Annotated in this window: 9 protein-coding genes; 6 read left to right on the forward strand and 3 right to left on the reverse strand. The window is 52.0% G+C overall.

Annotated elements, in window-relative coordinates:
- The first annotated feature begins 125 nt into the window (after nucleotides 1-125).
- On the forward strand, nucleotides 126-899 hold the full coding sequence (locus H6F76_RS25155; RefSeq protein ID WP_190512398.1) for a hypothetical protein: 774 nt from the start codon (nucleotides 126-128) through the stop codon (nucleotides 897-899).
- Between the two features lie 641 nt (nucleotides 900-1,540).
- On the opposite strand, the gene H6F76_RS25160 is transcribed toward H6F76_RS25155, so the two are convergent.
- Complete coding sequence (locus tag H6F76_RS25160; RefSeq protein ID WP_190512400.1) at nucleotides 1,541-3,430, reverse strand: hypothetical protein; 1,890 nt, start codon at nucleotides 3,428-3,430, stop codon at nucleotides 1,541-1,543.
- A gap of 1,105 nt (nucleotides 3,431-4,535) precedes the next feature.
- Between H6F76_RS25160 and H6F76_RS25165 the strand changes: the two genes are divergently transcribed.
- Nucleotides 4,536-6,317 carry a site-specific integrase gene (locus H6F76_RS25165; RefSeq protein ID WP_190512402.1) on the forward strand — a complete coding sequence of 594 codons (1,782 nt, stop codon included), beginning with the start codon at nucleotides 4,536-4,538 and terminating at the stop codon, nucleotides 6,315-6,317.
- 34 nt (nucleotides 6,318-6,351) lie between these two features.
- Here H6F76_RS25165 and H6F76_RS25170 read toward each other — a convergent pair whose 3' ends face one another.
- Entirely contained in the window at nucleotides 6,352-7,332 is a 981-nt protein-coding gene (locus H6F76_RS25170; RefSeq protein WP_190512404.1) for a hypothetical protein, read from the reverse strand.
- 431 nt (nucleotides 7,333-7,763) lie between these two features.
- On the opposite strand from H6F76_RS25170, the gene H6F76_RS25175 reads away from it, so the two are divergent.
- From H6F76_RS25175 to H6F76_RS25190, 4 genes are all read left to right on the forward strand, one after another.
- Entirely contained in the window at nucleotides 7,764-7,961 is a 198-nt protein-coding gene (locus H6F76_RS25175) for a ribbon-helix-helix protein, CopG family (protein ID WP_190512406.1), read from the forward strand.
- 92 nt (nucleotides 7,962-8,053) lie between these two features.
- Nucleotides 8,054-8,206 (forward strand): hypothetical protein, encoded by a 153-nt coding sequence (locus tag H6F76_RS25180; protein WP_190512408.1) that lies wholly within the window; start codon nucleotides 8,054-8,056, stop codon nucleotides 8,204-8,206.
- Between the two features lie 495 nt (nucleotides 8,207-8,701).
- Nucleotides 8,702-10,246 carry a hypothetical protein gene (locus tag H6F76_RS25185; RefSeq protein WP_190512410.1) on the forward strand — a complete coding sequence of 515 codons (1,545 nt, stop codon included), beginning with the start codon at nucleotides 8,702-8,704 and terminating at the stop codon, nucleotides 10,244-10,246.
- 720 nt (nucleotides 10,247-10,966) lie between these two features.
- Entirely contained in the window at nucleotides 10,967-11,344 is a 378-nt protein-coding gene (locus H6F76_RS25190; RefSeq protein ID WP_190512412.1) for a hypothetical protein, read from the forward strand.
- Here the strand turns inward: H6F76_RS25190 and H6F76_RS25195 are convergent.
- Nucleotides 11,300-12,214, reverse strand: coding sequence for a hypothetical protein (locus H6F76_RS25195; RefSeq protein ID WP_190512414.1), 915 nt, complete (start codon nucleotides 12,212-12,214; stop codon nucleotides 11,300-11,302). The two genes, H6F76_RS25190 and H6F76_RS25195, sit on opposite strands and share 45 nt — an antisense overlap.
- Nucleotides 12,215-12,220 lie beyond the last annotated feature (6 nt).

Genomic DNA, 12,220 nt, shown 5'->3' on the forward strand with positions numbered 1-12,220 from the left:
ACGCTGGCTAGGTTTTGTCTGCGTACGTAGTGGGTTGCCGACCCAACGCTCTTCATGCCAGAGGCTGATGTGCCCACCAGTGTGTCAACCGCTAGAATTTGTGTACTACTGACACACACGCGGCCATGCGCTTTCAGGACTTACAACAGCAACACCAACAGCTGACCGCTGCGATTACGCAGCTGCAGTCCGCTGGCGCGGCGAGTGCACCATTGTCACCCGCCGCGTCTACCCCCACCCAAGCAGTAATCGCCCGTGGTCAACAACTCCAAGCCTTTGAGCAAGAGCGGCAGCAGGTCGCTGCGGCTTTAGCGCACATCACCACTTTGGCCCAGCAGCATGGGCTCCTCCTACCGCCACAGAAGTCCCATGACTGTGCGGTGCAACACTCCAGCGACTCGAATGAGTGGTACACCCTCCCCTTCTGGGTGGATAAAGCCCGCGCGTTAATGGGTGGGATCGACGTTGACCCTGCCTCGAGTGTTGAAGCCCAGTCCTGGATTCAAGCTCAAACCTACTACACGCAAGCGGAGAATGGTCTACAGCAATCCTGGTTTGGTCGCCTCTGGCTCAATCCACCCTATGGGAAACGCAATCACGCGAAAAAGACGTATGGGGCGACCGTCTGGGTCCAGCGGGCGATCGCAGAGTATCAAGCGGGTCACATCACGCAAGCCGTGTTATGGCTGCGCGCCAGTGGTAACGCCGGTATCCGGGCCCTGGAGCAAGGTGGTTTTCCCAGAGTGACCTTAGGTCGCATTCCCCATGCGCCACCCGGTGCCAACGGTGTGCCACAGAAAGCTGTGGGTCACGATACCGTCGTCTGGTATCTGGGTCCTCAAACAGAGCGGTTTCAAGCCCTGTTTGTGCCGCCTGTATCAGGGCCGAGAGGCGTCTGACCAACCCCTCAAAAAGGTTTAGTCCACTTTGAGTTAGTTAAAACTCACGGCTATAAATCTATGCCATCTGGTGAATGAGCGCCTGGTTGCGGCTAGCTTTCGGGAAGCCCAACCGGCGCAGAGGAAAAATACCGGGTAGACTCAGAAACCGGAAAAGCTAACACGTTAAAGCTGTAACTTCGGTCCAGAAAGGGTTGCTGTTGCAACTTGTTGGATGAGCGTCTCTCAAAAACCAGCGTTTCCCAGCCGAGACTCAACCCTGGTGCACCTTGCTGCACGTGCTAGCTTCTCCATTTCTCTTGCTACCCAGCTAAGGAGAAGTTTAAAGTGGCGGAGGGGCTTTGACCTGTGGCTTGACAAGCTTGGTGGCAGGCTTAGCAGCGACTGGTGTGCAGTCGACACAGAATGTGTTCTAACCTTGTTTGCTTGTTCCGGGTAGGGCTGCCACCATCCCTGTAACTCAACCCCCATACCCCTTTTAGCGGTGAAAGGCCCGCAAAACCGTTTTAGCCTGAGCTTTACAAAGGCTCCTAGCCTCCAGATTCAAACTCTAAAACGGCTCAAAGCGGTTCAAAGCTAGTCAAAGGTGCTGCAGCATTTAGTGAAAAAAGAGGGGAAGCGAGGGTTGTTGTCAGCGCCTTTCATGGCTTTGCTTTTCGCTTTGCTTTTCGCTTTGCTTTTCGCTTTTTTGCTTGGCCTTTTGCCAATGGTTTGACAAAATTTTGAGCAACATCGGCGAACCACTGCCTCTCCTGTTGGTCTCGGTTAGAAGAGACAATCACATCGATGTCCTTGTCTTGATGCGGCGTAACGTGAGTGTGCATCGCATAGCTTCCGGCACGATAGGTCTTCGCAGGAGCATGTTCTTTCAACCAGGCAGTGAAACAGTCAGCACCACTACGGCGAAGCGTTTCTGGCGTGAGGACTTTTCCTGTCAGCCGATAGGCAGGATTGCGCAGTAGCTCCATAAAGGCTGACGCCTGACTGTAAGGCTGTCCCTGCTTCATCGTGAACAAGTAATCATGTTGAGGCTTGAAGCAACTCCGTAGCCCTGGAAGCATCACAGAACGACCCTGCTCATCCTGATAGGCATAGTGCAGGAGCCACTCTTCTAAGTACTGATAGAAACGCCGCCCATCCGCGTAAGCGAGATTAGGCACTGGCAAAGGCGGTGCTGAGGGCGTGTGCTGGCGATCGACAAGCTTGAGCCACCACTGCTCCTCATCCCTGTAAAGCCAGCTACCGGCTTGAGTCAGTGCCCACTGGCTCAGGGCCGCCTTCTCAGCGATTGAGCATGAAACCTGTAAGGTGCGCAGCTCCTGCTGCCGTTGAGGCGGTAGATAAACCAGGAAGGCACCACAAAGAAACCGTTGATAACTATGAGCGATGGCACTCACTGAGCGCAGGGATCCCAGCGTTGTGCCGCCCTGTCGAGATTGGGTCTGTTGCCGAAAACGCGGTGTGCATTCCTGTCGCAGTTGTTCTGTCAGCTCCAGGATTTCCATCCACTCCAACCGCTTCTTCAACTCATCACTGACAGGTTGATGCGTTTTCAGCGCGGCCACCGCTGTTTGTCTTAACTCATGCAAAGCAACAGTTGCTTCGCCTAAGGACTCTGTTGCCAAGTCTGATCGTTCCAGCGCCTGCTGCTGACTCAAGTTAACCACTTGTAACCAGGTATTGACCGTTTTGATCACAGTATGGGGGCTCAATGGGGGTGGATCGACTAAAGCAGCCGTTTCAGCTCGCGACGCTTGTTGCCATTGCAAGTAAGCCTGCACTAACTCAACCGAATTTTTAGTACCTTCTGGCTCCAAAACTTGTCTCTGCTGGTTTTGACCCCAAGTTTCAGGCACCAACAGGTGCAGGCTCAAAGCGTCTTGAGCAATGCCCTCGACGTGATGCAGCCAGCCCAGAATCCGTCGGACCTGGTTGAGCGTTTGCTGGATCGTTGCACTGGTCCGTTGCTGGCTCCGCTCTGAGGATTTTGAGTCCGTCAGATACTGCTCCAAAGCCGCCAATTCTTGTTGCAGAGACGCTGAAAGCGCCGCATCCGGCAACCGATAAGCTTGACTGGCTTTCCGAGTCGTTACACGCACGTCGGTGGCAGACCCTTTCTTCTTGCGTTTACGAGGCGTCGGCTGTTCGGCTTCAGACCAGGTGTTGGTATCCAACCACGACTGCTGCTGGCACCAGTCAAGGAACTGATGCAGCGCCCAGCGGTAGTTCCGCCTGCTATTACCAGCGACACGGAGTTGCTCGAACAAGTCCTCTTGTAGCGCCGCAGCCTCCTGCAAGTGTGCAACGCTCACCTGACTTAAACATTGCAGACCCTGTGCAGACTCCTGAGCTGTTAACCGCTGTCCCTTGGGTGGCGGGAACCCCCATCCCGGTAGGGTGTAACGCAAGAGAGCCGTGCGTGTCTGAGCCAGTAGCGCCGTCGCTTTCGGCTGCGGTTGCGTTGCTAACACAGCGGTTTCATAGCGTTGCCAGACCTCCAATAGAGAGAGTTGTTGTTTTTGCGGAAGCATGGGCACGGCCAATCTACATCAAGAATTTTTCTCTAGGACTAGACTAGAAAGAGTTTATATGACACTATTCGAATTAGTTAATTTAGTTCTTTCTTGAGATTATTTATAATGCCCACTGGCAATCTAAAAGATTTTGCTCATAAGCTCAAATAGGTCAATCGGAGGCTGAAAGAATTCAAGATCCGAGCCAGACTATAGCGCAGAGGTGATTCTCTGTATGCTAGAGCCACTTTGCTACCCAAGCCCAAGCCAGGTTCGGAGAAGACAAAGACCTTTCAACAAGATATAGGGGACTGAGGCTCAGTGGAAGGAAAAACAAGGTTAAGCGGACAATTTGCATAGCCAAATGAAAATTGAACAAGCTGGCGTGCCAATGTTTGCGTCTAGGTGAAGTCTTGAAAGTTCATCCCTATAGGTTTTCAAGCATGGAAGTTCTTCGTGACAGCTTTGCTTCATGGCTGCAGGTCGAAGGCGAGCAGCAATCTCTTTGAAGCGCTGAGCCATTAGGATATACCCTAATTGCCCCCTCCTAGTAGTGCTAGCCAAAAACAAAACTGCCAATGTTAATTGGCTACAACCTCTTTGGCTATGTAAAAACCCGATTTTCCGTTCTACTGCACCTCAAAGCTCAAGTTCGGCGCGATCGCTCTTAGTCAACCGGACAGACGAGATTTAGGTTGGAGCGTAAAAATTTCCTCCTGCTTGCTTTCAAGCCACTGCACTAGCCATAGCTGCAGTCGTTTCAAGCTGCCGTTTTCGTCTGAGCAGCAGCGCTAGAAACCCTACTAAAAAATGAACCATCAGGTGCGTTGGTCAGAGCTATAGCCCTGCCACCATCGTGGTTCTTTTGCTAGAGCAGACGGACGTTGGCATCCATCTGCTTTTAGTCAAACCAGCTGCTACCGCTAACCCTTTGGCAAAGCTTTCAGAAGGAATGGCACTTTTACCATAGACAATTTCATCTCTCAACCGTTATGAAAGCAGCCAAAAACGTTAGGTAGTTAGGAAAAAGAGAGGGTTGAAAGCCGCATTTCATCGTTGTCCACTTCGAACTGTACCAATACATGCCTTACAGCAAAACTAGTACTTTCATAACCAACTCACTATGGCTAAAACATTGTCTGATTTCCTTTTGGCATATCAACTATTCTCTAGTAATCGAGAGTTTAGTAACCTCCGCTCGATTCTGAAGAGACGCATACTGCCTAGTCTGCTCAAGCTGGATGGCTTGCAACAGCTACAAGGCAAAAAATTGGATTACATTTTTGAGCACCTGCCACTCGCTGGTTTCATAGCGAGAGCAAATCCGATCTTTCAAAGTCAGCTACTGCAACTGGCTCGCTCTAACACTTTGAAAGTTGAGAAAAGCCAATGGAAACGCTTCTGCACTTGGTTACAAGCACACGAGCAGTATGTTCCTGATCCGGCTCCGCTGGTGCCGGTTTCAGAGGCAGTCCAACCTGCCTACACCCATCTCCCCAAAGGTACTCTCAAAGCAGTAATGGCGCTAAAAGAAAAGAGGGAGAGCACCAAAGAGAAGATCGCCTTGCTGGAACGAGATTGGACAGCAAAACTCATAACCGATAGCCAAAGCTTCGATTCCTTCCAGCAAACAGTCACGCGATGGCGCAGAAAGGCTGTCACTCGCTCAACACTGGAGCATTTCCATGAAAGTATCGCACGAGTGCTGGGGTACAGAGCCTGGGAACAAGGGATTGACCTTGAAGCGTTAGCGATTACTGACCTCTTAGACCACACTTTACTGCAAGCTTATGTAGAGTCCAGTCGAAAGCGGGGCCTGTCCTCACACACGATTAAAACTGATTTGGCAGTTGTCATTCCCATTGCTCAATGGCAATTTCACTTGTCTAAACCTGATGAAAACTACAGCAATCCTGAACCAGTGAAAGCGCTTCGCAGCTATCTGAAAACGATTTTCATTGATTACGGTGATCGACCACTCGTTTCCGATGAAGCCTGCGCCGAGAGGGAATTAACCAGGCAGCAATGCTGGGACATCTTGGACTATCTGGGCTGGCGCTGTAAAGACTTAGAAAAACAGTACGGTATGACGCACCAGGTGATTGACGCGTGGATGGATTATTTGATCATTGCTTTCTTGGTCACAACGGGCGCGCGACAGCGCGAGCTGCGCGAGCTGCAGCGTCAATCCTTAACGCTTGAAGACAATGTCTTCTTTGTCACGTTGCCACCGGAGGGGCACAAAAATGGCAATAAGACCGGTAGGGGCAGAGCGTATCCGCTTTTTGTGGGACCCATGCAGAGCACCTTAACCGCTGACTTACAGTACTACCTTGAGCACATTCGCCCACAAAACCTGGACCATAATTTTCTCTTCTTCCTACGCCTAAATCGCGTTAAGCCGCATGGACAGATTCGTCGAGGTGATCCCATTCGAGCAGACGAGTATCTCTCTCGTCTAGTTTCTAAGCTAGTCGCTGGCGTCACCGCTCATCTGTATGGGCTTGAGCAGGCTAAATGGACGACCCCGCATGATTTTCGGCGGATTATTGCAACTTGGGTCTGTACCTATGGCGAGCCGAAGCATCTGCCCATTTTCGCTGAACTTTTGGGCAACTCCATGGACATGTTGGTGAAGATCTACAACAAAAGGCACCCAGATGCCCTAGCACGTCAGTCCCTGTTTGCTTATGAGGAGATTGTGGCAAGAGAGGAGCGGATGCAAGCTTTCAAGTCCTTAGGCAGGGCCAAGGCAGCCACTTCTATGTCTGAAATGAGCGCAACGGCACTCGTAGCCATGCTCCAAAAGCTCGTGCGCAAGCTCTGGCATGCTTTGACCCAGCGCAAACAGCAGGAGGTGCTAGCATCGTTGTCACCCATAGAGCGTGAGGCGATCGATGCCTGAAAAGGCTCAGCCGCGTTTCACCTTGACGCTTTGGCTAAAGCTTAGTGGCGGTCACGACACCAAAGGCAGGACCAGTGGGACTGTTGAGGGGGTAAAAACGTTTCGTTTGCCTGGCATACCAGTAGCAGTACCGTCCTTCAGTGCGACAGCGCATCCGTTCGGCACAATCGGGTCGCTGCTTCCACTGTTGCAAGGTCGTGATGGGGATACCCGTGAGCCTGGACAACGCCGATTGGTACAAACCACCCGTCCCAACATACTGTTGAGGCTTAACTGAAGTGGACTCCTGCTTGGGTTCGATGGGGTTAGAGCGCGTTAGTGCCGGCAGTGCCTCAACCTTAACGGCTGCAGTGGGTCGCTCCGGACTCGCACCGTGCCCATCTGACTCCATCCGTTTGGGGTAATAGCACTGTAAGAGTGGATCGTAAACCCACCCGAAGCCTTCTGGGTCTCGTTGCACGGCCCATTGGATCTGCTTCAAGTCCCTGAGATACTTTTTGAGCGTGGTGGGATTGGTCTGTAAGCGCTCTACCAGGTGCTTGGTCACCAGCCCTCTGGTCCAGTCTGCTGGCGCGAGCGCGACCAGGGATGGGCTGGGAGACGCGGCGCTGGCTGTAGCGACACTCTGAGCCTTGCTGCTCTCGGCTGGTGATCGCGTCGGTGGGCGCGTGTCAGGCTGATGTGCGTCTTGAGAGGGTTCTGGACATGGCTGATGGGGGTTGGTGAGGTACGGCTGGTAGGGTGGCGCACGGGGGGGCAGCGACCCTTGCTCTAAGAGGGCTAAGCGCTGCGCCAGTTTAGTGGTGAAGGCTTCTAGCATCTCAATGCGTTGGCACAACAGAGAAGACTCTGTTGCCCTCGCGCGGCTCTTGCAGTCAGCCCCACAAACGCCGACTAGCGTCGTTGCTGGTGAGGGAAGAGGAGCTTGAATCGTGTTAGCTGGTGCAGACGCCCTGAAGGGGTCTAGAACAACGTACGGTCTACCGTCTTGCTTTTCAAGTGTTTCAATCATCATCGGTTTCCTTCCTTGCAATGGTCAGGCGTGAGGGTGTGACAGGCGCTGGCGGTACTGACCGTCAAGGACTGTGAGCCCTACCGCAACTGACAGGCAGCTTGGTGATGCTAGGGGACTGGGCGAGTCTGAAACAGCGCCAGTTCAGCTGACCGTGGTCCGCTGGCGCTTAGACAAATCATTGCCAGGGGAGCCGAAAGGTTTGAGGTGGTGCTAACGTCACATCAACACCTGGCACTCCAGGCGCGATCGCTTGCGACAACAACTGCTTCAATGCCGAACTCAAGCTCATGCCCAGTCTGAGCTTCAGGAGGTCATTCGTGGCACTGGGTGAGCTTCAGTTGAACTTGACTGGATGTTAGCACACGGTGTGCAAAGAGTGTATACACTTAAAGCAGATAATGTGCTGTAGGGTAATCTGAAGGAATTCAACAGTGTATGAAACCGAAGTGGCAACCAACAAAGCCCGGATTGTTAGCTACGTCGATCCGGAAATCAAGGAAAAACTCGAAAAGTTGGCTGAGGCACGTCTCAGAAGTCTTAGTAACTTGATTGAGGCAGTGTTGGTTGATGAAGTTGCCAGTGCAGAAACTAACGGCGAACTGCCCAAAAGCGATCAACAAAAGAAATAAATGCACCGTTTTTTAACACAGACGAAAACAAAGTGTGTCCACTTTGAGATCTGGGTATAAGATCACGACACAAGATTGAAGAGGCAATCGGCATGAAGCGTGTTGTCGTTAATGTCAGCGACGAAATGTTTGAGACTCTGCAAAATCTAGCGGAGCGCGAAGTTCGTTCGGTCCCTAACCTGGTGCTTTGGCTTGCTCAGAAAAGCTTGAGCGAAAAAGAGCAGCCGCAGTCTAAAGCAAGTTAGTGAGATCAGGCAATGACCGTAAACCGACGAAGCGGAAAACTCAGTATGTGCGGCAGTCTTATTCAACTGGGCTTTTCAGAATCTTTTGCATTTTCCAGAATCTGCGATCAGGTACTAGTGTGCTTACGGCGGTCAACTAGCTGGCAGAAGCATAGACAGCAGATGAATCAACAAGTTTCCACGTTTGAAGCAAGAGGAGCGTCCATCATGTTCTAGTCAGCCTAAAAGCCAAAAACCCCAACTGATGGTACAGCAGGGGTCAAAAGGCTTGTTATTCAATTGAAAGATAGGAGCGGGAACGCTAACTGATGCTTTGGCGGGCAGGACGTTAGGTTATCCAGCTTTGCTATGCCAATTTTAGTGGCAATTTGTCAAAAGGTGCAACCTTTTTGATGAATTGCTCTCGTTTCGGCATGGCTTCCTATCTGCTGTTGTTCCAGCCATAGGGAGTGAACTTGTGCATCAAATTTTTTATGTCTTGAGGGAGGGCAGCCCATGCAGTTAGCCCCCTCCCGTGCTTTTCCATCGGTGCAGGAAGGTGATGATCCCTTCCTCGCACTCTGGCCCCACCGCTATGACTATCTCTGGGCTGAGCATCCACATCCTGACGAACGACCCGACTGGCAAACCGAGAGCCGTCATCCCTTGAGCGATCGCCTGCTCCAACAGGGAGCCCTGCTCTACGGTGTCCGCTTTGGTCCCACCACCCGCTACTGTGTCCTCGATGTAGACAAAGGCAGTGCTTACCACCCCACGCGCGATCGCTTCGCCTGGCGACGGTTGGTCGGAACGTTAGAAGTCTTAGGACTGGTGCAAGCCGTTGTCTGCACGTCCAGCTACAGCGGCGGTCTCCATCTCTACTTTCCTTTTGATACCGAGCAGAAGACATGGGCGATCGCCCTGGCCGTCTCCACCCTGCTGGAAAATGCTGGCTTCAAACTGGCACCGGGACAGCTGGAAGTCTTTCCTAACTGCAAAGCCTATGTCACCAGTGGCGAGCACAGTCTCTACAACGGTCATCGTCTGCCCATGCAAGCGGGGTCGTATCTGCTAAATCAAGACCTCCAGATGCTTTGGGGCAATCAAGCGGCCTTTGTGCAGCACTGGCAGTTTGCTCAAGGCCGCAACAGCCTCGACACCAAAGCGTTGGAGCGGATTCTGAAAGCCGCACGCCGGCGACAGTTTCGCGTCACTGGCAAAGCCGATAAGTTCTTGAATGACCTGAATGCCGAAATTGAGCAAGGCTGGACCGGACCCGGACAAACTAATCGGTTACTCGGACGCATTGCCATGCGTTCTTACATCTTTGGGCATGTTCTCTATACCGACAAGCCGTTAGAAGGTAGTGCCTTAGTCCACGATATCGTCACGATCGCACAAGCCCTACCAGGCTATCAAGACTGGTGTCAGCATCAGCAGGAAGTGGAGAAACGGGCTCAAGACTGGAGGCTCGCCATCGAGCAGAGCCGCTACTTCCACTACGGCACCGACAAACGACCGGTTGAGTTAAGTCCTGATCGACCTGACGAGTCAGAGCCCAGTTGGAACCAGCAACAACAAGCTGAGGCTAGAGCACGCATTCAACAGGCCGTTGCTGACCTCTTAGAAAAAGAAGCACTACCATCAGGCATTACCGAACGCTTCGATGCGCTCATTCCCTATGGACTGAGTGGTGCCACCCTCTATCGTCATCGTGATCTTTGGCATCCCCGTCATTTACAAAACGCAACAATGGGCGCGCTTCAGAGTGCTGTGGAGCCGGATTGCTCGTGGGCGGCATCCGGCTCCAACAGTCACACAAACTTATTGGGTGAAATTGGGTGTAATACACTGCCTGAAGCAGTTTCTAGCGCTTTGGAAAGTGTGGAGGCACGGGCGATCGGGTGTAATAACTTGCCTGATGCGGATTTGAGTCAGGCAGAGACCAGAAATATGACCCAGGAGGAGGGGATTGCGTATATCAAACAGGTGTTGAAACAGGTTAAAGCCAGACGACAGGTCGAAACAGCCCAGAAAGGGATTGCGACAGGATACGTGTAAAAACCTGCAAGATGCCCCTCAAAGGCTTTCTCATCGGGACTTTCAGTAAACATCACAAGAGCGAAGCGTAATGTCTGCACTGCTGCTGTGCACGCAGCAGTGCCACGAGAGCATGGGGCTTTCAGCCGTTGAAATGGCACCAAAAGGGGTAGTGTACTACTGATTTTTGGGTAGTACTGGGTCCAGAAATAGTCCAACCCTGTACTAATCAAGGTTTTCGGCGGCTTATTGCAGGGACTGAAAGCTGTAAGCTCTACAGGATAAGGGTTTTACCCCTATCTTGCAGGTTTTTACACGTATCCTGTCGCAATCCCATCCTGGTCCGGCAAAGGCCATTCAAAGCTTTTCAATTTTTCCAGAAAGGGATCCATGCTTGCCTGACTATGCTGTATTTGTGTGCTCAGAGGATATAGCGCAATTCTAAAACAGGAAACAGGCTCTTGTTGGCCTAATTGAAGCGAAGCTGCCATAAAGTGCAATTAGGCTGGAACTATGACAGGGTAAGGGTTCAAGGGTAGTTATTCCGTATTAATTTTTTGTCATCTTCCACAGCAGTCTCTACTAACTAACGAATTTACGTTGTTTCAGGCTCTGGATTTGGTCTGATTGCATCTGGTGACAGCTTCGCTTCAATTAGGCCAATTACGTGCATCCTGATTACACCCTTCATTGCCCCTCATGGCAGCTACGCCCTCATTACCCCTGAAAGGCATTGTTTGAATGGACTTTTCTGTAAGCTGCACCTTGGTCAGTCAACAGTTTGGGGCACTGCTCCTCTCATTATTGCTTGAGGCCTTCATGGCAGTCATCGTCGGCTACGGCTGGTGGGGCCATCCTTACACCTTGGCAATGATCGCGATTGCTGCCACCCTGATCACACACCCCTTCGTCTGGTTCCTGTTTGCCGCGGGGGAGGGGTATCTAAACTATGGCTTACGGTTAGTTTTCATTGAGCTGCTTGTCGTTGGCGTCGAAGCGGTTGCTTTTCATTGGGGCGCGCGCTATCCCCTCCGCAGAAGCGTGCTCCTTTCCCTGCTGACCAACAGTGCCTCGTTACTTGTTGGCAAACTGATCTTTCAAGTGTTTGGGTGTGAGTAGGACCAACAAGAGAGGAATTTCCACCCAAGCATGAAGGCTGGCAAGGACGCTATAGAAGGCCCGCGTGGTCAAGAATGACGTTTGAAAAGCAAAAAAGAAGAGCGTGGCGATGAGCAGCACTGTGAGAGAGAACACTGGAGGACGCATCCAGGGAATTAAACTTTCTGGCTTCGATGGGGTCCATGCGGAGAACAAGCCGATGACTACCATGTAATGCATGCATTGACAGAAGGTGGCGGCAGCAAAGAGTGGAGCGGCAAACTGACTGTGTTGGATCGAAGGCGGGACAAAGGCTGCCACATAGGCGGCCATGCTCGGTAGTGCATACCAACCCGCTCCCAACCAACGCCCATAAAAGACGAGTAGCGGCAGCAGTCCAAAAATGAAGAGGCAGCCCAACCAAGGGAAACGCTGCTGGTGGGGATGATGATAGAGGAAGCCGATGGGCGTCAGGTTATGAAGAATGGCGAGAAGCACCAGTGTTGTGATGGGGCTTTGCATGATGCCAAAGACGAGCAGCGTGGCGAGCGCCAGGGCAACTCCGAATCTCACGCGCCTTTCAGGACTGCAACCGACTTTAAGCTGCTGCCAGAGCACGCGTGTGGCAAGGAGTACCAAGCCTAAGCCACAGCCTAATTCCAGACCGAAGCCGATCGAGCTGGGTAGCCAGCCCAGAAGCACGACACAGCGCAGTGCCGCAATCACTAGCAGTAGGTTGACTAACCAGAAGACAAAAGAGGCGTCGCACTGTTGCTTCAAAGTTGAAAAATATTGCGCATCAAGATAGCGCAGCTCAATGAAAACGTGAGCCACTCCAAAGAGCGATAAGGTGCCTAAGTAAGTGGCCATGGGAGCAAACAGTGATGCCACTGCACT

The sequence above is a fragment of the Leptolyngbya sp. FACHB-321 genome (assembly GCF_014695975.1).
GTDB lineage: Bacteria > Cyanobacteriota > Cyanobacteriia > Leptolyngbyales > Leptolyngbyaceae > Stenomitos.